We start from the raw sequence: 21,928 nt of genomic DNA on the forward strand, positions 1-21,928 counted from the left end.
ACGTAGCTGCGATTTCACAGCCGTCAGCTCGTCATCGCCTTGTTCAATTCTGCAGGTTTTGAAGGGGTGATTTTCTCCACGATCAGCAAGGCGTCGATGATCTGCTTGGCCACCGGAACGGCCACCGTGGATCCATAGGCATGGGCTCCCTGGGGCTCGTCGACCACCACCAGAACCACATAGCGGGGATCTTCAACAGGCAGCGTCGCCACAAAACTGCAGATCTTGGCTCCAGGCAGATAAATCCCATTGAGTGCTTTCTGGGCCGTCCCGGTTTTGCCACCAATGCGATAGCCGGGTGTCTTCACACCTTTGCCGCTGCCCTTCTCCACCACGGATTCCATCCAGACCATCACCGTGCGGGTCACCTCAGGCGTCAACAGGGGTGTCCCGCCGGGTTCAGCGGCTGGCGCGAGTGCATCGCCGGAGCGAAACCCTCGGGTGATGTGGGGACTCACCAGACGGCCGCCATTGGCCAATACCCCATGCAGCTGAACCAATTTCAACGGCGTGAGCGAGAACCCCTGACCGAAGGCGGTGGTGGCCGGCTCAATCGGGTGGGTGATGAACTGCTCTTTCGTCTTGAGCTGACCCGCCACAGCCCCAGGAAGATCCGTGTCCGGACGACGATCAATTCCGAGACGATTCATCCAGTCCCAGTAGGTGTTGTTATCGAGGCGCCGCATCGCCTGCACCATTCCGACATTGCTGGACACCTGGAGGACCGTGGCGAAATCCACCAGACCATGGGCCTCCTTGTCGTGGTTGTTGATCGGCCACCCGCCGATGGTGAGCTGACCGACGTCGTTCACACGGTCCGTGGGACTGATTGCTTTCTCCTGGAGCGCCAGGGCCAGATTGATCGGCTTGAAGGTGGACCCGGGCTCGTAGAGATCCTGGACGGACCACTCCCGGAACCGAGCCGGTGAAAAGCGCCAGTAGCGATTGGGGTCATAGGTCGGCGTTGACGCCAGCACCAGCAGTTCGCCATTGGTGGCGTCCATGACGATGGCGGCTCCCTTCTTGGCCTTCCACTTGCCCACCTGGGCCGCCAGGGCTTTGACGGCGAGCTCCTGCAGCCGGGCATCGAGGGTGAGCTGCAGGCGCAGGTCATCCCCGTAGAACGCCCCTGGAGACAGATCATCAGGAAGTGGTGTTCCGTCCGCTCCGCGCCGGAGACGTCGGGACTGTTCATGCCTCAGCAGTTCACCGTTCCTGCTCTGCTCAAGGCCAGCCTGAGGAACCCGCTCGTCGTTGAGAAACCCGACGACGTTGGCGAACAGATCCCCCTGGGGATAAACGCGCTGGGGATAGGCCTCCAGATCCAGACCACTAATCCCCAGAGAGCGGATCCGTTCAGCGGTCTCCGGATCAAGTCCCTCCGCCAGCTTGACTCCGGAGCGTCGTTGCCCCAGCTCTTCGAGCAACTGCGGTGCCGGTTGAGCCAAAGGTGTCGCCAGCAGCTCAACCACATCCTCTGGAGGCCGGACCAGATCAGGGGCATCACCTGGCAGGTTGAAATAACGCGGATGGGCCCATAGGCGAAAGCGGACCTCATCCATTGCCACCAAACGACCGGTGCGATCGACGATCGGACGGCGTTGCCCCAACGTTGCACTGGTCTGCGTCTGGAGACGGCGCGCTCTGGACTCCAACGCATCGGTCTGGACCAATTGCAACCAAGCCATCCGACCGACCAGACCAACGAGGCCGGTGCAGAGGATCAGAAAAACGATCCAAAGTCTCCTGGTTGGGACCTTGGCGAGGGGGACGACACGGGTGCGCGGTCGTTTCCGCGACGGTGAAGATGCACTCCGGGTCATCAGTAGCCCGGACGAATGCGAGGTTGCGTCAGTGCCTCCAGGGGCTGCATCAGCTCGGGTCGTGGTGAAACCACAGCGGACATGGGGTCTGGCTGCTCGAGATGAACCAGGTTGACCACCTTGGTGGGCACCAGGTCGTCGGATCGATCCGTGCCTCTGAGCAGATGCTGCTCCAACACAGCAGTGGATTCCGTCAGGCGATGGGCCAGCACCCTTGTGGCATCCAGACGCTGGAAAGCCACGGTCCACCGGTGCTGCCAGTGCAGGGTCAGACCCGCCAGGACGGCCAGTGCGGCAAACACCCCGAGAAGGCTGCCATCAGCCAGGCGATGCAGGCCTCCGATCAGTGGAGAGCGTCGGGCGATCCGTCCAGCGGACAGCGAGCCCTGGATCAACTCCAGAGCCGCTGTCGAAGAACGCTGATCCGGAGCGGCGACCACCGGAGATGCAGGCGAATGTGCCAGTGAACCACTCGCACCTGGCCGCTGCAAGGCTCACAGCAGAAGCAGGTTCACAAAGGTGACCGCATTCCAGAGGGAGTGCATCAACACGCAAGGGAACAATCGGCCGCTGGCACAACGCACCAGGGCGAGTCCGATTCCCAGCACGGTGAGCGGGGCCAGCTCGCCGATGCTGATGTGTGCCATACCGAACAACAGGCCGCTGAGCACCACACCTGTTCCCCGTCCGGTCCGACGGGCCAGCACCGGCAGCAGCGTGCCGCGGAAGATCACCTCCTCGAACAGGGGAGCGAGCACCACCGCCGTCAACGCCAGCAGGGAGAGCGCCAGCGGATCACGACTCTCCAGCACCATTTCCAACAGTGGATTGCTGCCCCCTGGATCGCCAAAAAGCCGCACCAGCAACCAGCCGGTGAAGACGACGATCGGGGTGACCTTGAACCATCCCACAAGCGCGGTGAGACAAGCTCCCGGCAGCGGCTGCCACCGCCATTGCAACCATCCCCCGTATGGCACCGTTTCCTCGGGCAGGCTCGCCAGCTGACGACGCAGGATCAGAAGACTGGGCAAGGCCATCGCGCTGTAGTTGATGACCACGCCCACCGCTTCCCTGCGTGGACTGTCCAAGGCAGCGGTCAACCGGGTAACCAGGGGCACGACCAGCAGCGGAACGCCGACCGCACTGATCACAACAAACCCACCAGCCACCAGCAGGGCCATGTCCAGCAGGGTGAGATTGGGACCCATCAAATCCGGCCAGCTCTCACGACGGCCACGCCATATCCGCCAGCCCTGCACCAGCAACAGGGCCGTTCCCATGACAGTCGTGACCAGGGGGAGAGTTGCACTGACCGCCAGACGCAGGGCAGCCCCTCGCGCCACGGCCAGATTGATGCAGTCGTCGCGGACTCCACCTCGGGCTTCGCAGAGCAGTTGCTCCAGCAGCGGATCGCCCGCCACCGCGATCGTTGATTCCGACGTCAACTCACCCTTCAGCAGCATCAGGAGTTGTGCCTGACGCCAGGAACGATCGGCGGCGGGGATGGGCTCCAAAGAGCCCAACAATGTGGTTCGCGGGTCCTCACCCCCCAGCAGGACGGAAGCCAAGGCGTCCGGCAAAGCCGGTTCGGCCAGCAGCTGAACTTCCTGCTGCTGAAGATTGAGGCTCGGTGCCACGGACGGCCGGGACAGGCTGTTCACCAGACCCGACATCCAGATCAAGGCAGCCACCAGCAGGGACAGAGCCCCGAGCAGAACTTTCCAAGACGGAACTGGGGCCTGGCGATGGGAGCTGGGGGACACCAGGTGGGCTCGACTACACCCGATTGTCCCTCTGAAGGGCTTGCCCCATACGATGACCGCGCCTTGACGCCGAACGGTGACCCTCCGCATACTCCTGGTCCGCCACGGTCTGAGCAGCTTCAACAAGGAACGTCGCATCCAGGGGCGTGACGACCTCTCCAACTTGAGCGAGGAGGGACATGATCAGGCCCGTCGCCTCGGCGCCAGCCTAGCTGAGGTGTCCTTCGACGCGATCTACAGCTCCCGGCTGCAACGGGCAGCTTCAACCACAGCCTCCCTGCTGGAGGGTCGCGGCGGCTCGGCACCCGCACCGTTGTTCGATGACGGTCTGCTGGAAGTGGACCTCGAGCCCTGGTCGGGGATGAGCATCGATGAACTCACCGAACGCCACCCCGTTGATTTCGCCACCTGGAAACGCCAGCCCCTAGAGCTGGAACTGCAGCGGCGGGATGGCAGCAGCTATCGCCCGCTGGTGGAGCTCATGGATCAGGCCCGCACCTTCGTGAATGGCCTGATCGAACGTCACCCCGTTGACCAGGACAGCACGGTGCTGGTGGTGGCCCACAACGCCATTCTCCGCTGTCTGATGCTCACCCTGCTCGGTGAACCAGAGCACGGCTTCCGACGGCTCAGGGTCGACAACACCTCGCTGTCGATCTTCAACCTGAGGCCCGGAGTCGATCAGCCGCAGGTGCAGATCGAGTGTCTCAACAGCACCACCCATCTGCAGCCGCTGCCCGACAGAGGGAAGGCTGCCCGGCTGATCCTGGTGCGCCACGGCGAAACGGACTGGAACAAGGCCGGCCGTTTTCAAGGACAGATCGACATCCCCCTGAATGACAATGGCCGCAGCCAGGCGGCAGCGGCGCGCGACTTCCTCCGCGATGTCACCATCGATCGAGCCTGGAGCAGCACCCTCTCCAGACCGACCGAAACCGCCCAGATCATCCTCGAAGCCCATTCCGAGGTGCCTCTCGTCCAGATCGACGGCCTGGTGGAGATCGGCCACGGACTGTGGGAGGGCAAGTTCGAATCCGAGATCCGAGACGGTTGGTCCGACCTGCTCGACACATGGAAGCGTGCTCCCGAAACCGTGCAGATGCCAGAGGGCGAGACGATTCAGGACGTCTGGGCCCGCTCCGTGACCAGCTGGCAGGAGATCGCCAAAGGGCTGAAACCCGAGGAGACCGCCCTTGTGGTGGCCCACGACGCCGTCAACAAGACCATCCTCTGCGATCTGCTCGGCCTGACACCTGCAGACATCTGGGCGGTGAAACAAGGCAACGGCGGGGTCACCGTGGTCGACATCAACCCGGATCCGAGCCAGCCTGCGGTGGTGACCTGCCTCAACCTCACGTCCCACTTCGGAAGTGTGATCGATCGGACCGCCGCGGGCGCCCTCTGACCCATGCACGACACCCTGCTGCTGGATCCGGTGCGGATCTTGCATGGCCCCGGTACGGAGCTACAGCAGGGTGCTGCCCTGATCGAATCAGGAGTCATCAGCGGATTCGATGACGAGGCCCGCACAGCAGCAGCACGGCTCGGCGTTCAAGCAACCGCAGCCCAACAGCAGCTGCTGGCTCCGTGCCTGGTGGACCCCCACACGGTTCTGCCCTCACCGATCAGCGGGCCAACGGAAACCATCCGAAGCCTGCGTCGTTGCGCTGCCGCCGGGGGATATGGCCAGGTGGCACTGCTGCCGCGAGGGAAAAGCTGGCGGGACCTGCCGGAGCGCCTGATCGGCCTGCAGAACGCTGATCCATCCTCCGTTCACCTCCCCCTCTGGGGAAGCTTCAGCAAGGGAGGACGGGGAGAGGAGCTGGCTCCCCACGGCGATCTGCTGGAACACGGTGCGATCGGCCTGGCCGATGACGATGCCGTTGTCCCCTTGCCTCTGCTGGAGCGGGGTCTGCTGCTCGGCGAAATGGGATCCTGCCCCGTGCTGATCGCCCCCAGGGATCCAGTCCTCCAGGGGGATGGAGTAGCCCGGGAGGGAGTCGAGGCTTTACGGGCGGGCTGGGTCCCCGATCCACTGATCAGTGAACTGCAGCCCGTGCAACAGCTGCTGGCCCTGCAGCAACGTCATCCGGAGCGGCAGCTGCGGTTGATGAACCTCTCCACAGCTGCCGCTGTGGACCTTCTCGGCCAAGCCGACCACCAGCTCAAGGCCAGTGTGTGTTGGTGGCATCTTCTGGTCGATGGCAGCATCCTCTCCAGCACGGATCCAGGCTGCCGCGTGCGTCCGTCCCTGGGCGGAGCCTCAGACCGACTGAGCCTGCGTTCGGCCCTGCAATCCGGCCTCATTCAGGCAGTTGCGGTTCATGCCGTCCCTCTGGACGAGGAAGACATGCTTCTCCCGGCAGATCAACGCCCTCCGGGCCTGAGCGGGCATCACCTCGTGCTGCCGGCCCTCTGGTCTGCCCTGGTGGATCAGGAAGGCCTCTCTATCGAATCCCTCTGGAAGCTGCTCAGTTTCGGTCCATCCGCTTTTCTGGATCAACCGGCGGAGTCGCTGCGGCTCGGCAGCCGTCGTTGGCTGTTGTTCGACCCCGAGATCAGCTGGACTGTGCGTCGTGATGATCCAGCCGCCCCGGCAGCCGCCAACCTCCCCTGGCTGGGCCAGACCATGCAGGGACGCGTGGTGGCCTGCGGCCTCAGTCGTTGAGGACACCAAAACGGTTGAAGGGCCAGAAGCGGAACACGGCCCGGCCGATGATCTCCCGCTCCGGCAGAAAGGCACCCCCTGGCCAGAAACGTCCATCCCAGCTGTTACGGCGGTTGTCACCCAACACGAGCACCGACCCCTTTGGAACGGTGACGTTCAGGGTCCGGCAAGGACTCATTCCCTGTTGATTGACCAGGCAGGCCTGACCCACATAAGGCTCATCAAGGACCTCTGCATTGAGGGTGACCGAACCACTGGGGCTGACCTCAACGCGATCACCTCCAATGGCGATCACTCGCTTGATGTAAGCGTCGCAGGCGGGGTTCCCGAGTCCAGGGATCAGCCCAAGCAACGGCAGATTGACCAGGGCACAGCGCACTGCAGAGGGGCGCACTGGCGTCTTCAATGCCGGGTCAAAGGCATAGGGGGAGTTGAAAACAACGATCTCACCGCGCTCCGGGGAGCGGGATCGGTAGGTGAGCTTCTCCACCAGCAGCCGGTCCTGGATCTGAAGACCAGGCAGCATTGATCCGGATGGGATGTACCGGGCTTCAACGAGGTACTGACGAATGCCCAGATACAGGGCAAACATGAAGACAATTGGTCCCCAGAAATCCCAGAAGGGATGTTGATTTCCCTCTTTTCTCTTTGAACGATCGCTTGCCAACGGGCCCTTTCCGGGGAAATCTGGCTCACGATAGAGGGCATGCTGAGCCTCTTCTCCTGAGGTCCTTGATCGGTCGATGATCCGTCCCCGTTGGCAAGGACTGTCCCGCTCTCCCCGTTGGAGCTCCTGGCGCCGATGGGACCAGGTCATCGCCCTGCTGGCCGCCATGAACCTGGCCTGGGTGATCTTCGATGTCTCCTATATCCCCCTTAGGAACTTCTGGCTGCAACGAAATCTCTACCCGCTGCCCACGCTGCCGCTGGTGGTTCCACTGCCTTGGCTGCCCAACATCACCCCGGTCTATGACCGGATCAAAGGCATCGAACCGCACCGCGACACCCAGCGGTATCTCGAACAGTTTCAACAGCTGGATCAAGCCCTCAGCAGCGACGTTCCGTCCACAGCAGACGTGCAACAGCTCCTGGAGCGTCAACGCCTGCTCACGTTGCGGATGTTGGAGACCAATCCCTTTCAGAGTTCCGGCAACACGGGCGCACTGGAGAAAATCAAGAGTCGGCTGCGAGCCCATGCAGGCTTGGAATCCGCCCGCCAATCGACGATTCTGCTGCTGAATCCAGCTCACATCAGTGGGCTCGACTGGAGCCAGGAACGACAGTTCTGGACGAGGCAGATCCTGCCGCTGGTGGAGATCAACTACTGGCGAAGCCTTGACGACAGCGGCCAGCTCACCGATCTCAGCTGGAGGATCGACACCCCGTTTCAGCTGCTGTTCCTTCTGGACATCCTGCTGCGGGCTCTGCGGCTGAAACGTCGTTACCCCGCCATTCGCTGGCGGGATGCCTTGCTGCGTCGCTGGATTGACCTGCCTCTGCTGATTCCCTTCTGGCGACTGCTGCGGATCGTTCCGGTAACAGAACGTTGTTCCGTGTCTGGACTGATCCAGCTGGAGCCCCTTAGAGCTGTCATCAGTCGCGGCGTTGTGGCGATCCTCGCTCTGGAGCTGTTTGAGGTGATCACCATTCGCGTGGTGGATGCCCTGCAGCAGATCATCCGATCACCCCACTTGCCGCATCGGATCCGCGGATTTTGCACCTACCAGACCACAGACCAGAACGACCAGCGAGAACTGCTGGAGCTGTTGAGACTGTGGGTGCCCTTGATGCTCACCCGCGTGGGGCCATCGCTGCGGCCTCAGCTCGTGGCCCTGCTGAGCCATGTGCTTCAACAAAGCATGAGCAGCCGGATCAGACCTGACTCACTTCAACGGCTCCCGGGTCTGGTGAAAGCGGAATCCGAGCTCAGCCGGCAGCTGGCCAGCGGAGTGGTTGATTCTTTCCTGGATCTATCCAGAACCACCGGCAGCCGGCTGGGCCAGCGTGATCAGACCCTGAATCAACTCGGCACCGACGCGCTGGACCGGTTCTGGGAAGAGCTGGCCAGGGTGTTGGATGACGGAACCGTGCTGGAGCGAAGCCAGACGCTGCTGGCATCTTTTCTGGAGGATCTCAAGCGCTCCAGCTTCCGTCAGCTGCGTGACCAGGGGGGAGTGGATGACTTGATCAACGAACTCGACGGACTGAATTTCAGCCCTTCAACTGGTTCTGCCAGACCTCAGGCTTGAAGCCGACGAGCACCTGCCCCTCTGATGTCACCACAAACGGTCGCTTGATCAAACGGCCGTCTGCGGCCAAGGCATCGAGAGCTTCGTCATCGCTCATCGCCTTGACCACTGCTGCCCCGAGGGCCCGGTAACTCTGACCGCTGGTATTGAACAGGGGTCGGCGTCCTTCGAACTGTTCCATCGCTGCTGCGAGCAAAGAACGAGACGGTGGATCAGCCGTGATATCGATCACGACATGGTCGATGTCGTTCTCCTTGAGCCAGGACAGCGCTTTCCTGCAGGTGCTGCAGCGGCTGTAGCTGTAGGCCTGAAGCATTCCTGCAGGGATCAGCGACCGAAGAGAGATTTGATCGCGCCGATCAGGCTGTTGGAACCTTTGCCGACACCCTCTGCAGGACGTGTGCGAACGGTTACGTCCCCGTTCACCGTGGTCCTGCAGCTGAGACGGAAACTGGCAGGACGATCAGCCAGATAAATCTCTTCCACATCGCTGCGGGGAGAGAGGTTGGACTGTCCTTCCACCACTTCCATCACGCAGGTTCCGCACTGGCCGACGCCACTGCAGTTGTTGAGGTTGTTGACACCGTTGTATGGGTTGATCCCGGCATCGAGGGCCGCCTTGCGGAGGTTCGCGCCTTCAATGCATCCAACCTGCTGGCCTTCCTGCTCGAATCGGATGGTGGGCACGGGTCGTACGGAATCTCAAGTGCGCACCAACCTACAAGCATCCGACCATGGATCTGCCGGTGGGCTGAGAATCAATTGGCCGCTCGGATGCACTGGTCGAGAAGTGGAGGGACGGCATCCGCATCTCTCCAGCCGCTGACTGCAATGGAACGCCCTTCAAAACTTCGGTAAGTCCGGAAAAACTCAGCAACCTCCTCCAGTTGAGAAGGCGCAATTTGACGAATGCTGTGGATGTCCCGCTGACCAGGGTCTGCCTCAGGAACGCAGAGCAGCTTCGCGTCGTCGACGTTGTCTTCTCTGAGGTCGAGCAGACCAATGGGACGTGCACGAAGCAAACAGCCGGCGAACGTGGGCTCGGCCATGATCACCATCGCGTCCAAGGGAGCTCCGTCAGGAGCCAGGGTGTTGGGAACGATCCCGTAGTCGAAGGGGTAACGGATCGAGGAATGGAGAACCCGATCCAGACGCATGACTCCAGAGGAGTGGGAATAGCTGTATTTATTGCGGCTTCCAGCGGGAATCTCCACCAGAAGGTTGATCAGGCCTGAAGACGGTGAGGGGGACAGGCGGCTGAGATCCATTGCGATCGAGGGCAGTTGGTATCAGCCGCGAGGGCAGCGGTCCACGGTCTGAGATCACAGCAAGCATCGGAGCTGTGACGCTGAGAAGAGCGATCGTCAGGCCGGCAAGAGCGAGGGACGGTGAACCCGGACTGAATGGTTCTTCTTGCTCGTCGTGGGACGACGCTTCGTTTTGAGACGACTGGGCTGGGTCTGAAGCCATGGCCTGGAACACGCTCGGGCGCGCTCGCTTCCATTCACAAACAACAGATCGATTCTGTCACTGATCCTGGCCTCACGCAGCGGGCCTGTCCTGCCGGTCGCGATGAGCCTTGAGATCCGACATCGGGCGGTCCAGCCCCTCAAGGTGGGAGCGGATCCCCTTCAACTCATCGAGGATGGCACCCAGCATCTGCTGGGTAGCGGTGGACGGTGAGTTAAGGACCTCAACCGTGACCTCCTTAATACGGAGCACATCCTTGGCGAATCGTGCCACCTCATTGGGATGAAACAGCAGCGGATCTTTTTGATCACTGCGATATTCAGGATTCAGCTTCCTGGGATTGAACGGGGGATTGAGATTGCGTGGATCGGTATTGGTGTAGCGATAAACCGAAGCTCTCGAACGATTCAGAGATTTCTGGACTTCGTCAATACCAACCAGGGCTTCGGCATCCGAGGAAGCCGCGGCCTGTTCGAGGGCAATTTCCACCGATGATTGAACGTGGGAAGACACAGATTCAACCGAGCGAGGAAACATGAGACGACCCTTGGACAGCCTGGACTGAGCGGACGGTAGCAGCTGAGACTCAGGTCGCACAGTGGTTTTCGCAGGGGTCAGACAGTTATATGATCGGCATATTCCAGGATCAGTGATAGCTTCTCTGGCCATCTGAAAGTACGGCTATGCGCGTCTCCCGCCTGATGCTGGTGACGCTGCGCGATGTGCCAGCCGAAGCCGAAATCAAGTCCCACCAGCTGCTGCTGCGTGGAGGTTTCATCCGCCGTGTGGGCTCCGGGATCTACGCCTATCTGCCGATGATGTGGAAGGTGCTGCAGCGCATCACAACGATCATCCGAGAAGAGATGAATCGTGCCGGGGCACTGGAAACACTCCTGCCTCAGCTGCATCCTTCGGAGCTCTGGCAACGCAGTGGGCGTTGGCAGGGATATACCGCCGGCGAAGGAATCATGTTCCACCTGGAGGATCGCCAGGGGCGTGAGCTTGGTCTGGGGCCCACCCATGAAGAGGTGATCACCAGCCTTGCCGGCGAGCTGCTGCGTTCCTACCGACAGCTCCCTGTGAACCTGTACCAGGTTCAGACCAAGTTCCGGGATGAAATTCGCCCCCGTTTTGGCCTGATGCGGGGGCGTGAATTCATCATGAAAGACGCCTATTCCTTTCACGCCGACGAAGCGGATCTGCAGGCGACCTACGCAGTCATGGACAGGGCCTACAAACGTATTTTCGAGCGCTGTGGCCTGAAAGCTGTGCCGGTGGATGCCGACAGCGGCGCCATCGGTGGTGCCGCTTCGCAGGAATTCATGGTTACGGCGGAGGCCGGAGAGGATCTGCTTCTGATCAGCGACGACGGTGCCTACGCCGCCAACCAGGAAAAAGCGGTGTCACTCCCTGACGAGGTCACTCCCCTGAGCCCGGCTTCACTGAGCTGCCTCGAGACCCCTGGGCAGACCTCGATCGACTCCCTCTGCTCCGCCCAGGGCTGGCAGCCGGGGCAGCTGCTGAAGGTGCTGCTGCTGCTGGCCGTTCTGGAGGATGGCCAACAGCAACCTGTGCTGGTGTCCCTCCGGGGAGATCAGGACCTGAATGAGGTGAAGCTGGTCAATGCGTTGAGTCGCCACTTGGAACAGGGCGTCCTCGACTGCCGCCCGATCACCGCTGACGATCTTCAACGTCAGGGGGTCACCGGCATTCCCTTCGGTTACATCGGTCCGGATCTGGCCGATGCGGTGCTGAGCGCTGCCTCGAGCTGGACGAAGACCTTTCTTCGCCTGACGGACACCACAGCGGCGGCGTTGGACCAGTTCCACTGCGGCGCCAACGTCATGGACCAGCACCGCAGCCACTGCAGCTGGAATGAACTCGGTGGTGTCCCGGAGGACAAAGACCTGCGCAAGGCCCGTGCGGGTGAGCGTTGCGTTCACAACCCCGACGCCCGGCTCCAGGAGAAGAGGGGCATCGAGGTGGGCCACATCTTTCAACTGGGGCGCAAATACTCCCAGGCCCTCGACAGCTGCTTCACCAACGAGAACGGCCGTGATGAACCGTTCTGGATGGGTTGCTACGGCATCGGTGTGTCACGCCTCGCCCAGGCAGCCGTGGAGCAGCACCACGACGATGCCGGTATCCGCTGGCCCGCTGCGATCGCTCCCTATGAAGCCATTGTGGTGATCGCCAATATCCAGGATCAGGGGCAGACCGATCTCGGTGAATCCGTCTACACAACACTGCAGCAGGCGGGCATCGATGTGTTGCTGGATGATCGTAAGGAACGCGCCGGCGTGAAGTTCAAAGATGCCGATCTGATCGGCATCCCCTGGAGGGTGGTCATCGGCCGTGAAGCCGCCGAGGGCAGCGTGGAATTGGTTCAACGATCCAACCGCGAGATGCGGAAACTGCCCCACGGCGAAGCGATCGACGAACTGATCAAGGCCCTGCGCCCCTAAAGTCCCGCTCAATATTCCCCAACCCATGATCTCCGCCCTGGCCCGACTGATCCAGCAACTGTCCAGGGCAGCGGTCGCCCTGGTCCTCGGCCTGAGTCTCCTGCTGACCGCCTGCAGCGGTGATGCCGAGGCTCGTCTCACCGGCGATTACGTCGAAGACACCGTTGCCGTGGCCCATAACCTGCGCGAGGTCATCGATCTGCCGCAGGATGCCGCCAACAGGGGTGACGCGGAATCCGAGGCCAGGGCATTGATCAACGATTACATGTCCCGCTACCGGCCCCAACCCCGGGTGAACGGCCTCAGCTCCTTCACCACGATGCAGACCGCCTTGAACTCCCTGGCCGGTCATTACGCCTCCTACGCCAACCGCCCCCTGCCGGAGGCCCTGCACGACCGCATCGCCAAGGAACTGGGCAAAGCTGAGAAGGCCGCTGTCCGCGGAAGCTGAGCAACGGTTTGCGGTGAGGTCTTTGACAGACCACCGCTGGTTCCGACATAGTCGCAGATTGTGCAGATTCGCGGCTTCGGGCCGCAGTGTCATTGGCCAACGTTGTCGTCATCGGAGCTCAATGGGGTGACGAAGGAAAGGGAAAGATCACCGATCTCCTCAGTCGCTCCGCCGATGTGGTGGTGCGCTATCAGGGCGGTGTGAATGCAGGGCACACGATCGTCGTTGACGACCGTGTGCTGAAGCTTCATCTGATCCCTTCCGGAATCCTTTACCCGGACACGATCTGCCTGATCGGATCCGGCACTGTCGTGGATCCGAAGGTGATGCTCGGTGAGCTGGACATGCTCATCGCCAATGACATCGATATCTCAGGGTTGCAGCTGGCCTCCACGGCCCACGTGACCATGCCTTACCACTGCCTGCTGGATCAGGCGATGGAGAAGCAACGCGGTGACCGAAGGATCGGCACCACGGGTCGGGGAATCGGTCCCACCTACGCCGATAAATCCCAGCGCAGCGGGATCCGTGTGATCGACCTGCTGGATGAAGCGCGGCTGAGGGAACGCCTCGAGGGACCTCTCCGGGAGAAGAATCAACTGCTGGAGACGATCTACGGCGTCGACCCCCTCGATCCCGAGGCGGTAATCAAGGAGTACTTGGGCTACGGCAAGCGCTTGGCTCCCCATGTGGTGGAGTGCACCCAGGCCATTCATCAGGCGGCCCGCGACCGCAAGAACATTCTGTTCGAAGGTGCCCAGGGCACTCTGCTGGACCTCGATCACGGCACCTATCCCTACGTCACCTCCTCTAATCCAGTATCCGGTGGGGCCTGCATCGGTGCCGGTGTGGGACCCACCCTGATCGACCGGGTGATTGGCGTGGCCAAGGCTTACACCACACGCGTCGGCGAAGGGCCTTTCCCGACGGAACTCAGCGGCCGACTCAACGACCAGCTCACCGAGCGAGGCGGCGAATTCGGAACCACCACGGGACGACGACGTCGCTGCGGTTGGTTCGACGGCGTGATCGGCCGCTATGCGGTTCAGGTGAACGGCCTGGACTGCCTTGCCGTCACCAAGCTGGATGTGCTGGATGAATTGGATGCCATCCAGGTGTGCGTCGCCTACGAGCTGGACGGGGAACGCATCGAGCATTTCCCCAGCAGCGCCGAGGATTTTGCCCGCTGCACCCCGATCTTCGAGACCCTTCCCGGCTGGCAGTGTTCCACCGAGGACTGCCGCAAGCTCGAGGATCTCCCGGAGGCGGCCATGGCCTACCTGCGCTTCCTCGCTGACCTGATGGAGGTGCCGATTGCAATCGTCTCCCTCGGTGCCAGCCGCGACCAGACCATCGTTGTGGAGGACCCGATCCACGGGCCCAAACGGGCGCTGCTCAGCGCCTGATCCGCCGGAAGCCATACTGCGGGCTCCGTGTTCCGTCCGTGATGACCCGCTTCCCCGGCAGCTGCAGCCTCGATGTGGTGGGCATCGGTAACGCCATCGTGGATGTTTTGGTGCAGACCGATGACAGCTTTCTGACGGAACACGGCCTCCAGAAGGGCGGAATGGCCCTGATCGATGAACAACAGGCTGAGACCCTGTACACCGCCAGTGGTCCCGGACTGGAAACCTCCGGAGGTTCCGTGGCCAACACCATGGTGGGAATTGCCCAGCTCGGTGGGCGAGCCGGCTTCATCGGTCGGGTGCGCAATGACCAGCTCGGCGGCATCTTCAGCCACGACATCCGTGCGGTCGGAGCCCGTTTCGACACACCTGCGGCCACCACGGGAGCCACCACGGCCCGCTGCCTGATCTACGTCACCCCCGACGCGGAACGAACCATGTGCACGTTCCTCGGGGCCTCCACCCAGTTGGAGCCCGATGATCTCGACCTCTCGATGGTGCGCGACACCAAGGTGCTGTACCTGGAGGGCTACCTCTGGGACAGCCCGGCCGCCAAGCGTGCCTTCATCGCCGCGGCGGAGGTATGCCGTGAGGCCGGTGGCCAGGTCGCCCTTTCGCTCTCAGACGGCTTCTGCGTCGACCGCCATCGCGATAGCTTCCTCGAGCTGGTGAATGGTCATGTGGATGTTCTGTTCGCCAATGAGGTGGAGATCAAGTCCCTGTACGAAACCGATGATTTCGAAACCGCCCTGGAGAAGGTGGGCGGTTGCTGCTCTGTGATTGCCATCACCCGTGGAGGGGAGGGATCTGTGGTGCTCAGCGGCGACCAACGCTGGAACATCGGCATCTTCGGCCTGGGGGAGCTGGTGGACACCACAGGGGCCGGAGACCTCTACGCCGGCGGATTTCTGCACGGTTACACCCAGGGAGAATCCATGGAGCGCTGTGGTCAGCTGGGGGCCCTCTGCGCCGGGCAGATCGTCACTCAGCTGGGGGCCCGTCCCCAGGTATCCCTGCGGGATCTGGCTGCGGCCCATCTGAACTGAGCTGCTCCAAAGCCCAGTCGCCATAGCCGGCGGAGGCCTCCGCCGGCCAGGCCAACCATTCAGGGGTGTCGTAGCTGTGCATCTCCATCACGGCCTCCTGCAGCCTCTGCAATTGATGGGTGCTTGTTTTAAGCAGCAATTGCACCTCCGTCTCACGCTGGAGCTCACCTTTCCAGCGGTACAGCGACTGGAGTGGCTGCAAGGAGACACAGGCCACCAATCGGCGTTCCAACAGAGCCTCGGCCAGGGCCTCCGCCCTGGCCAGATCCCCCTCCGTGGTCAGCACCAGCATCAGAGGCGAGGGGTCAGCCATCAGCGCAGGGACGTTGAGGGCTCTGAATCCGCTTCATCAGGCTGACTTCACTCTCCACAGTCTCCACACCTGCGGGGGAGTCAGGACGACGCAGCATCAGCAGCCGCAGGTTCAGATCCGCCGACAGACCGCGCCAAAGGCGCTCCGTGACACCACCCGATTGCCGGCAGATCACATCCGTGATCCGCCAGCGGCGACAGAGGGCCCGTTCGATCGCGCCGGCACAGGCCCCCTGCAGCGGCCGGACCACCGCCAGCTGATCCGGCGGCAATCCGGCCGCCAGCGCCGCCCGGAGACCATCTGCGGAGGGGAGACAACGGGCATAGACCTCGGCGCCCACCGCGACGGCAGCACTGTGCACGGCAGGAAGGTGCCGCCCCCCCAGAGCCAAAAGCAGACGCCGGCCGTTGAGATCGATTCCTGCCAGGTCACCGATCTGATTCAGCAGCTGCACAGCACCTCCATGCTCCAGCGGCCGTTGCAGCCGCAGCAGGGGCTGGCGGCACTCGGCACAGGCCCGGGCCAGATCCGTGCTGATGCGCACTGCAAAGGGGTGGGTCGCATCAATCACCCAGCGAAAGACATCACCCCCCTTCAGAGCAGCCTCGATGGCCTCCTCACCCTGGAGTGGTCCGACAGCGATCCGATCCAGATCAAGCCCGGCATAGGCGCGGGCGGCGGATGGGGTCACCACACTCACCTCAACCCGCCATCCATGCCGCAGGAGAGTTGCCGCCAAAGGTGGGCCCTCACCGGTCCCCGACAGCAACCAGATCCGCCCCTGGCCATTCCCCCGACCTTGCATCAGGATGACCCCCGTTGACGGTGTAAGCCATGAACCACTGCGTGCTGGAAGTAGAGGTGATCGACGCGCCGACGGTTCGTTACACCCAGGACAACCAGACCCCCATCGCCGAAATGCAGGTTCGGTTCGACCCGCTTCGGGAGGGCGATCAGCCCGGTGAACTCAAGGTGGTGGGATGGGGAAATCTGGCCCAGGAACTTCAGAACCGCGTTCAGGTGGGCCAGCGGCTGATGCTGGAAGGTCGCCTGCGGATGAACACCGTTCCGCGCCAGGACGGGATGAAAGAGAAGCGTGCGGAATTCACCCTGGCGCGCATGCACCCAATCGGTCAGGGGCAGGCATCCACTCCGAAACCACAGCAACAGCAACCCTCGCCAACGGCAGCTGCTGCTCCACCAGCCAAAGCGGAACCTGAGGCCGCAAGTTGGAATGCCGCCCCCCTGGTGCCGGATACGGACGAGATTCCGTTCTGAGCTCACTGCGCGCTGGACTCCTCCTCCAGCTCGGCGACCCTGGTCAGCATCTGGCCGAGTTCCCGCTCCAGTGCTGCCAGGTCCAGGCGCAGTTCAGGCCAGCGCCCTCCATCGATCTGCTGCAGCAACCAGGCGCGATCGGCGTCCAGTTGCTGCAGCACAGCGTTGAGATCCTCGGGGGAAGGTCCGGACACGTTCAGCACAAGCCTGCACCGCCCCATCCTGAAGGCCGGGAGGTCACAATGGCGTCCTTGCCTCGGCGTCGATGAAAGATCTGTTGTCTCCCGGCAGCCTTGTCACCGTTGGCGGTGGCGTTCTCACCGTGGTGGGTGGCGTGGCTTACGCCACCGGAAGCGCCAACCTGAGCCTGCCAACCATCTTTTACGGAATTCCGATTCTGCTGGGGGGCCTGGCGCTGAAGTCATCGGAACTTCCTCCCGCCAGACGGGTCACCCCAAAGACGCAGCTGAAGACGGAACGAGAACAGGCGGCACCCGAGCTGGGCAAGCTGCTGGGGGATGTGACCCGTTGGCGCTACGGGCAGAAGGCCCATCTGGAATCGTCCCTTGAGGCTCTCAAGCTCTGGGATGAGGACAACCCACCTTCGCTGACAGAAATCGAGGAGCTGTCGTCCGATGCGGGCTATGGCCTGCGGCTTCGATTTGAAGGCAACGCCGTCCCAATGGATCGCTGGGAAGAGAAGCTGGATCGTCTGGGCCGTTTTTTCGCCGAGGGGATGAGGGCGGAACTGAGCGCCGTTGATCAAACCTGTTTCGATCTGAAGCTGCTGCCTGATGCCTGAGCCGATGCAATCCGGGGACGATGCCCTGAGGGTGTCGGTGCTGAGTGAAGCGCTGCCGTACATCCAGAGGTTCTCTGGGCGCCGCATCGTGATCAAGTACGGCGGTGCAGCCATGGCCCATGCCGAACTGCGCGAGGCGGTGTTCCGGGATCTCGCCCTGCTGGCCTGTGTCGGAGTGCAGCCGGTGGTGGTGCATGGAGGTGGCCCGGAAATCAACCAATGGCTCAAACGCCTGGAGATCCCTGCCGAATTTCGCGACGGCCTGCGGGTCACCGATGCCGACACGATGGATGTGGTGGAGATGGTGCTGGTCGGGCGGGTCAACAAGCAGATCGTCAACGGACTCAACCAGCTCGGAACGCGGGCCGTCGGCCTGAGCGGCAGCGACGGCAGGTTGGTGGAGGCACGCCCTTGGGGCGACGGCAGCCATGGGTTGGTGGGTGATGTGGCCCGCGTCAACCCGGATGTGCTGGAGCCTCTGCTGGAACGCGGCTACGTGCCGGTGATCTCCAGCGTTGCCGCCACCCCGGATGACGGCCGCGCTCACAACATCAACGCCGACACCGTGGCCGGCGAGCTGGCGGCAGCTCTCGAGGCCGAGAAGTTGATCCTGCTCACCGACACCCCTGGGATCCTGAAGGATCGGGACGATCCAGATTCTCTGATCCGTAAGTTGCGCCTCTCGGAGGCCCGTCAACTCATCGATGATGGTGTGGTGGCCGGTGGGATGACCCCGAAGACCGAGTGCTGCATTCGGGCCCTCGCACAAGGCGTTTCAGCAGCTCACATCGTCGATGGACGGGTGCCCCATGCTCTGCTGCTGGAGGTGTTCACCGACGCCGGCATCGGCACGATGGTGGTGGGACGCGGCTGAAGCGTGAACGAGCAACAGGCTCCGCTGGACCTCACGGCCGCTGAAACCGCACTGGAACGCGGCGACTACGGCCAGTGCCTGGAGCTGTTGACCCCGTTGGCGGAAGCACGGCCCCTACCGGATCCCGAGGGGGCCAGAGTCCGGCTGTTGATGGTCACGGCCCTGATGGGTCGGGGGCAGGACCAGGAGGCCCTCACCATCTGTCAGCTGCTGAGCCGTTCCGGTGAACCACAGCTCCGCCAGCAGGCCCGCCAGTTGCTGACAATCCTCGAAGCCCCCTCGTTGGACCGTCCGGAGCGGTGGTCCATGCGGCTTCCGCCCCTATCGATCCAGGCCAGTGGCGACGCCGCGCCGCTGCCGGCCCGACGACGTCACTCGCGCAAACCGCCGCCGCCACCGCCGCCGCCACCGCCGCCGCCCACAGGCCCCACCCAGGCTCCAGCCCTGGGGTTCGCCGTCCTGGTCACCGCCGTGCTGCTGGCCCTGACCGTGGTTCTCAGCGGTTGCGTTCATATGCAGGCCGACCTCACCAGCCCAGCACCGGATCGCCTGCAGCTCACCTGGGAGATCCAGAGCAGCACAGACCAACTCCTTCCCTGGCAGCAACGGTTTGAAAAGAAGCTGGAGCCGCTCCGGTCCGATCTGACGCTGGACCATCCCCATCCAGGGGCTCAGCGGATCACCACCGCAGCCCTGCCATCGGCGACCTTCCGATCAACTCTTATCCAGGCCCTTGCACTCTTGAGCAACAGTGCCGGGATTGACCTGCCTCCCCCTCAGATCCGGCTGATCGAGCGCAACTGGCTTGTCGGAGTACAGCAGCGATTGAGCCTGCGCCTGGATCTCGATCAACTGCCTGAGCTGCCTGGCTTTGATCTGGCCCTTGAACTGAACCAAGGGCAAGTGAGCCAAACCCTTCATGGGGGGGAGTCCATCGACCTTGAGGTCAGAAGCTGGCGTTGGAACCCTCTGGGCCTGGGCAGCCTTGTGGTGGCGGTTCTGCTGCTGCTGAGTCTTCTGCTGCAGGGGGTTCGACGCCGTCTCGGATTCGGGTTCCCGGAACTCCCCTCCTGACCTACAACTCCAGCGGATCAGGGTCCACAGCAAGAGCCACACCGCGGGGAAGTTCGTCCCAGAGGGTCTGTCCAGGGGGAAGCGGCAGTGCGGAGCCCACCGGACCATGGAGCAGCAACTGCCAACGGCTGCGCCTAGCCACCCGTGCCACCGGGGCTGGCGCCGGCCCCAGCAACCACCAGCCACGGTCGCGACAGAGAGGTCGAACCCGCTCCGCCAGAACCGATGCGGCCGTGGCTGTGGCGCTGGCGGACTCACCGGACAACCGCAGCAGACAGGCGCGGCTGAATGGAACCAGCCCCGCCTCCCGCCGCAACTGCTCCTCCTGGGCCAGGAAATCTTCGTAGCGGCCATCCACCAGGTGGCGAATCACTGGATGGTCCGGGCAGTAGGTCTGCACCAGCACCTGACCGGGGCGTTCCCCCCGCCCGGCGCGACCCGCCAGCTGCATCAGCAATTGCAGAGCCTGCTCGGAGGCCCGTAAATCGGGCCGGTGCAACAGGCCATCGGCTGCCAGCACCGCCGCCAGCGTCACCTGGGGAAGGTCCATGCCCTTGGCCAGCATCTGGGTTCCGATCAACACATCCGCCTCGCCGGAGGCAAAGCGATCCAGCAAGCGTCGGTGCCCATCACGGCCGCCGGTGGAGTCCCGGTCGAAGCGAAGCAACCGCAGCCCGTCCAATTCCCCAGCGAGCAACTCCATGACCCTCTGGGTTCCAGCGCCAAAGGGTTTGAAGGCGGTGGATCCGCAATGGGAGCAGCGGTTGCCGATGTCATCCCGGTGATCACACCAGTGACACCGCAGCCACTCACGACCGCCGGAACCGCGATGGACCGTGAGCGCCACATCACAGTTGGGGCACATCACCACCTCCCCGCAGCTGCGGCACCCCAGAAACGGGCTGTAGCCCCGTCTCGGCACCAGAATCACCGCCTGTTCCCCCTTCTCCGGCAGCGCCGCCAACCGCTCCATCAGCGGACGACTGATCAGTCGACGGTGGCCATCGGCAAGCTCATGCCGCATGTCCACCACATGGACCGGAGGAAGGGACTGCTGGGAGATCCGCTGGGTCAACCGCCCCAGATGCAATGGCCCATCGGGACGAAGTTGCACCCAGCTGTCCAGGGATGGGGTGGCGCTGCCCAGCACCAGACGCCCACCATCAGCACCGATCCGATCGAAGGCCAGATCCCTGGCGTGATAACAGGGCATCGGGGCATCCTGCTTGTAGGAACTGTCGTGTTCCTCATCCAGCACCACCAACCCCAGCGGCGTCAGTGGAATGAACACCGCGGAGCGCGTTCCCACCACCAGCAACGGCTGATCGGGCTCCAGGCAGCGGCGCCACACCTGGAGGCGCTCCCGATCACGACATCCGCTGTGATATTCGAGAACCCTGGAGCCGAAGCGGCGCCGACACCGATCCACCAACTGCGGAATCAGGCCGATCTCTGGGGTGAGCATCAGCACGTGACGGCCGGCCGCCAACTCCTGCTCCGCCAACTGCAGGTACACCTCCGTCTTGCCGGAACCGGTGATGCCCCAGAGCAGCATCCCCTCTCCATCGGGAACGGCCTTGAAGCACTGCATCACCTGCTCCTGCTCGCGGGTGAGGGGCCTGGCGGCCTCCAGCGGAGTGGTGGATGACGGGCCTGCGGACTGGATGCGCCGCTCCCGGCGAACCCAGCCCTTCGTTTCCAGGGAACGGACCATCGCGGGGCTGAACCCCGATGCTTCCAACGAGCGCTGCCACAGTCCTGCCCCTGCGGCATCGAGCGCACCGAGAAGATCCTGCTGACGGGGAGTGAGGCTGGGAGTGGGCTCAGGAGGCTGCACCCGCTCCACCCACAACAGGGCACGCCCCTCCGAAAGGGAGCGAGCCTGGCCCAGCCAACCGGGGGGAAGGGCCGCTTTCAGCGTCCGGAACACGCTGAGATGACAGCGCTCAGCCACACCCTCAAGCCAGAGGCGCCACCGAGGGTCCACAGCCGCCCGCTGAATGAGACGCTCCACCGCCTGCACCTTGCCGGGCACCGTGGAATCCGGAGCTGGAGTGCGCTGGGAGACCACCAGTCCATGCAGAGGTCGGCCCCTCAACCGCACCCGCACCAGATCGCCCGCCTTCAATCCAAGGGTCTGATCGGCGCTGTAGGTGAACGTGCTGCCTTCACGCCCAGCCTCGAGCCAGACCTCAACGAGGTCAAACGGCGCGTCAGCTGGGTTGCAAAGGCCTGAAAACTTCATT

General features: G+C 63.0%; 23 protein-coding genes. 11 read left to right on the forward strand and 12 right to left on the reverse strand.

Annotated features, from left to right (window positions below; genetic code table 11):
• Positions 1–23 precede the first annotated feature (23 nt).
• Genes SynA1528_RS08915 through SynA1528_RS08925 form a run of 3 tightly spaced genes read right to left on the reverse strand, consistent with a single transcriptional unit; the run spans position 24 to position 3,586 of the window.
• Positions 24–1,823 (reverse strand): peptidoglycan D,D-transpeptidase FtsI family protein, encoded by a 1,800-nt coding sequence (locus tag SynA1528_RS08915; protein ID WP_186586449.1) that lies wholly within the window; start codon positions 1,821–1,823, stop codon positions 24–26.
• The gene (locus tag SynA1528_RS08920; RefSeq protein ID WP_186586450.1) at positions 1,823–2,263 is read right to left on the reverse strand and encodes a hypothetical protein; all 441 of its coding nucleotides are present in this window, start codon (positions 2,261–2,263) and stop codon (positions 1,823–1,825) included. Before SynA1528_RS08920 ends, SynA1528_RS08915 begins: the two co-directional genes overlap by 1 nt.
• Before the next feature lie 54 nt (positions 2,264–2,317).
• A complete protein-coding gene (locus tag SynA1528_RS08925; RefSeq protein ID WP_286187799.1) occupies positions 2,318–3,586 on the reverse strand; it encodes a CPBP family intramembrane glutamic endopeptidase in 1,269 nt (422 codons plus the stop codon).
• Positions 3,587–3,662: 76 nt separating this feature from the next.
• Here SynA1528_RS08925 and SynA1528_RS08930 point away from each other — a divergent pair, with 76 nt between their 5' ends.
• A complete protein-coding gene (locus tag SynA1528_RS08930) occupies positions 3,663–4,991 on the forward strand; it encodes a histidine phosphatase family protein (protein WP_186586452.1) in 1,329 nt (442 codons plus the stop codon).
• Between the two features lie 3 nt (positions 4,992–4,994).
• Positions 4,995–6,254: an amidohydrolase family protein gene (locus tag SynA1528_RS08935; RefSeq protein ID WP_186586453.1), complete on the forward strand. Its 1,260-nt coding sequence runs from the start codon at positions 4,995–4,997 to the stop codon at positions 6,252–6,254.
• Here SynA1528_RS08935 and lepB read toward each other — a convergent pair.
• Entirely contained in the window at positions 6,244–6,921 is a 678-nt protein-coding gene (gene lepB / locus SynA1528_RS08940; RefSeq protein WP_186586454.1) for a signal peptidase I, read from the reverse strand. The genes SynA1528_RS08935 and lepB overlap by 11 nt on opposite strands.
• Positions 6,922–6,997: 76 nt before the next feature.
• Here lepB and SynA1528_RS08945 point away from each other — a divergent pair, with 76 nt between their 5' ends.
• Positions 6,998–8,503 (forward strand): hypothetical protein, encoded by a 1,506-nt coding sequence (locus tag SynA1528_RS08945; protein ID WP_186586455.1) that lies wholly within the window; start codon positions 6,998–7,000, stop codon positions 8,501–8,503.
• On the opposite strand, the gene SynA1528_RS08950 is transcribed toward SynA1528_RS08945, so the two are convergent.
• The 4 genes from SynA1528_RS08950 to SynA1528_RS08965 all read right to left on the reverse strand — a co-directional run bounded on the left by SynA1528_RS08950 (position 8,466) and on the right by SynA1528_RS08965 (position 10,510).
• Positions 8,466–8,819, reverse strand: coding sequence for an arsenate reductase family protein (locus SynA1528_RS08950; protein ID WP_186586456.1), 354 nt, complete (start codon positions 8,817–8,819; stop codon positions 8,466–8,468). The two genes, SynA1528_RS08945 and SynA1528_RS08950, sit on opposite strands and share 38 nt — an antisense overlap.
• Positions 8,820–8,830: 11 nt before the next feature.
• Positions 8,831–9,190: a 2Fe-2S iron-sulfur cluster-binding protein gene (locus SynA1528_RS08955; protein ID WP_186586457.1), complete on the reverse strand. Its 360-nt coding sequence runs from the start codon at positions 9,188–9,190 to the stop codon at positions 8,831–8,833.
• Between the two features lie 71 nt (positions 9,191–9,261).
• A complete protein-coding gene (locus tag SynA1528_RS08960) occupies positions 9,262–9,771 on the reverse strand; it encodes an inorganic diphosphatase (protein ID WP_186586458.1) in 510 nt (169 codons plus the stop codon).
• A 274-nt stretch (positions 9,772–10,045) separates the two neighbouring features.
• Positions 10,046–10,510 (reverse strand): DUF8631 domain-containing protein, encoded by a 465-nt coding sequence (locus tag SynA1528_RS08965; RefSeq protein WP_186588378.1) that lies wholly within the window; start codon positions 10,508–10,510, stop codon positions 10,046–10,048.
• A gap of 146 nt (positions 10,511–10,656) precedes the next feature.
• On the opposite strand from SynA1528_RS08965, the gene SynA1528_RS08970 reads away from it, so the two are divergent.
• The 4 genes from SynA1528_RS08970 to SynA1528_RS08985 all read left to right on the forward strand — a co-directional run bounded on the left by SynA1528_RS08970 (position 10,657) and on the right by SynA1528_RS08985 (position 15,341).
• A complete protein-coding gene (locus tag SynA1528_RS08970; RefSeq protein WP_186586459.1) occupies positions 10,657–12,438 on the forward strand; it encodes a proline--tRNA ligase in 1,782 nt (593 codons plus the stop codon).
• A 25-nt stretch (positions 12,439–12,463) separates the two neighbouring features.
• Positions 12,464–12,889, forward strand: coding sequence for a photosystem II protein Psb27 (psb27, locus tag SynA1528_RS08975; RefSeq protein WP_186586460.1), 426 nt, complete (start codon positions 12,464–12,466; stop codon positions 12,887–12,889).
• Between the two features lie 86 nt (positions 12,890–12,975).
• A complete protein-coding gene (locus tag SynA1528_RS08980; RefSeq protein ID WP_186586461.1) occupies positions 12,976–14,295 on the forward strand; it encodes an adenylosuccinate synthase in 1,320 nt (439 codons plus the stop codon).
• Between the two features lie 41 nt (positions 14,296–14,336).
• Positions 14,337–15,341, forward strand: a complete 1,005-nt coding sequence (locus tag SynA1528_RS08985) for an adenosine kinase (protein ID WP_186586462.1) — start codon at positions 14,337–14,339, stop codon at positions 15,339–15,341.
• Here SynA1528_RS08985 and cutA read toward each other — a convergent pair.
• Both cutA and SynA1528_RS08995 read right to left on the reverse strand, forming a co-directional pair.
• Positions 15,277–15,654 carry a divalent-cation tolerance protein CutA gene (gene cutA, locus SynA1528_RS08990; RefSeq protein WP_186586463.1) on the reverse strand — a complete coding sequence of 126 codons (378 nt, stop codon included), beginning with the start codon at positions 15,652–15,654 and terminating at the stop codon, positions 15,277–15,279. The genes SynA1528_RS08985 and cutA overlap by 65 nt on opposite strands.
• Positions 15,647–16,459 carry a precorrin-6A/cobalt-precorrin-6A reductase gene (locus SynA1528_RS08995; protein ID WP_186586464.1) on the reverse strand — a complete coding sequence of 271 codons (813 nt, stop codon included), beginning with the start codon at positions 16,457–16,459 and terminating at the stop codon, positions 15,647–15,649. The genes cutA and SynA1528_RS08995 overlap by 8 nt, the downstream gene beginning before the upstream one ends.
• Positions 16,460–16,488: 29 nt before the next feature.
• Here SynA1528_RS08995 and SynA1528_RS09000 point away from each other — a divergent pair, with 29 nt between their 5' ends.
• Positions 16,489–16,932: a single-stranded DNA-binding protein gene (locus tag SynA1528_RS09000; protein ID WP_186586465.1), complete on the forward strand. Its 444-nt coding sequence runs from the start codon at positions 16,489–16,491 to the stop codon at positions 16,930–16,932.
• Between the two features lie 2 nt (positions 16,933–16,934).
• Here the strand turns inward: SynA1528_RS09000 and SynA1528_RS09005 are convergent, their stop codons facing one another.
• On the reverse strand, positions 16,935–17,153 hold the full coding sequence (locus tag SynA1528_RS09005; RefSeq protein WP_186586466.1) for a DUF8666 family protein: 219 nt from the start codon (positions 17,151–17,153) through the stop codon (positions 16,935–16,937).
• A gap of 44 nt (positions 17,154–17,197) precedes the next feature.
• Here SynA1528_RS09005 and SynA1528_RS09010 point away from each other — a divergent pair, with 44 nt between their 5' ends.
• From SynA1528_RS09010 to SynA1528_RS09020, 3 genes are read left to right on the forward strand one after another with little or no spacing between them, the layout of a single operon-like run.
• Positions 17,198–17,734 carry a DUF2854 domain-containing protein gene (locus SynA1528_RS09010; RefSeq protein WP_186586467.1) on the forward strand — a complete coding sequence of 179 codons (537 nt, stop codon included), beginning with the start codon at positions 17,198–17,200 and terminating at the stop codon, positions 17,732–17,734.
• Entirely contained in the window at positions 17,727–18,608 is an 882-nt protein-coding gene (gene argB / locus SynA1528_RS09015; RefSeq protein WP_186586468.1) for an acetylglutamate kinase, read from the forward strand. The genes SynA1528_RS09010 and argB overlap by 8 nt, the downstream gene beginning before the upstream one ends.
• A 3-nt stretch (positions 18,609–18,611) precedes the next feature.
• Complete coding sequence (locus SynA1528_RS09020) at positions 18,612–19,682, forward strand: DUF3153 domain-containing protein (protein WP_186586469.1); 1,071 nt, start codon at positions 18,612–18,614, stop codon at positions 19,680–19,682.
• A 1-nt stretch (position 19,683) separates the two neighbouring features.
• Here SynA1528_RS09020 and priA read toward each other — a convergent pair whose 3' ends face one another.
• Positions 19,684–21,927: a replication restart helicase PriA gene (gene priA / locus SynA1528_RS09025; RefSeq protein ID WP_186586470.1), complete on the reverse strand. Its 2,244-nt coding sequence runs from the start codon at positions 21,925–21,927 to the stop codon at positions 19,684–19,686.
• Position 21,928: the final 1 nt, after the last annotated feature.

The sequence above is a fragment of the Synechococcus sp. A15-28 genome (genome assembly GCF_014280175.1).
Taxonomy (GTDB): domain Bacteria; phylum Cyanobacteriota; class Cyanobacteriia; order PCC-6307; family Cyanobiaceae; genus Parasynechococcus.

Coding starts and splice junctions, on each gene's coding strand:
- SynA1528_RS08915 (WP_186586449.1), bottom strand. CDS start 1,823: ATGACCCGGAGTGCATCTTCACCGTCGCGGAAACGACCGCGCACCCGT.
- SynA1528_RS08935 (WP_186586453.1), top strand. CDS start 4,995: ATGCACGACACCCTGCTGCTGGATCCGGTGCGGATCTTGCATGGCCCC.
- SynA1528_RS08945 (WP_186586455.1), top strand. CDS start 6,998: ATGATCCGTCCCCGTTGGCAAGGACTGTCCCGCTCTCCCCGTTGGAGC.
- SynA1528_RS08950 (WP_186586456.1), bottom strand. CDS start 8,819: ATGCTTCAGGCCTACAGCTACAGCCGCTGCAGCACCTGCAGGAAAGCG.
- SynA1528_RS08960 (WP_186586458.1), bottom strand. CDS start 9,771: ATGGATCTCAGCCGCCTGTCCCCCTCACCGTCTTCAGGCCTGATCAAC.
- SynA1528_RS08965 (WP_186588378.1), bottom strand. CDS start 10,510: ATGTTTCCTCGCTCGGTTGAATCTGTGTCTTCCCACGTTCAATCATCG.
- SynA1528_RS08970 (WP_186586459.1), top strand. CDS start 10,657: ATGCGCGTCTCCCGCCTGATGCTGGTGACGCTGCGCGATGTGCCAGCC.
- psb27 (WP_186586460.1), top strand. CDS start 12,464: ATGATCTCCGCCCTGGCCCGACTGATCCAGCAACTGTCCAGGGCAGCG.
- SynA1528_RS08985 (WP_186586462.1), top strand. CDS start 14,337: ATGACCCGCTTCCCCGGCAGCTGCAGCCTCGATGTGGTGGGCATCGGT.
- cutA (WP_186586463.1), bottom strand. CDS start 15,654: ATGGCTGACCCCTCGCCTCTGATGCTGGTGCTGACCACGGAGGGGGAT.
- SynA1528_RS08995 (WP_186586464.1), bottom strand. CDS start 16,459: ATGCAAGGTCGGGGGAATGGCCAGGGGCGGATCTGGTTGCTGTCGGGG.
- SynA1528_RS09000 (WP_186586465.1), top strand. CDS start 16,489: ATGAACCACTGCGTGCTGGAAGTAGAGGTGATCGACGCGCCGACGGTT.
- SynA1528_RS09005 (WP_186586466.1), bottom strand. CDS start 17,153: ATGGGGCGGTGCAGGCTTGTGCTGAACGTGTCCGGACCTTCCCCCGAG.
- SynA1528_RS09010 (WP_186586467.1), top strand. CDS start 17,198: ATGAAAGATCTGTTGTCTCCCGGCAGCCTTGTCACCGTTGGCGGTGGC.
- argB (WP_186586468.1), top strand. CDS start 17,727: ATGCCTGAGCCGATGCAATCCGGGGACGATGCCCTGAGGGTGTCGGTG.
- priA (WP_186586470.1), bottom strand. CDS start 21,927: ATGAAGTTTTCAGGCCTTTGCAACCCAGCTGACGCGCCGTTTGACCTC.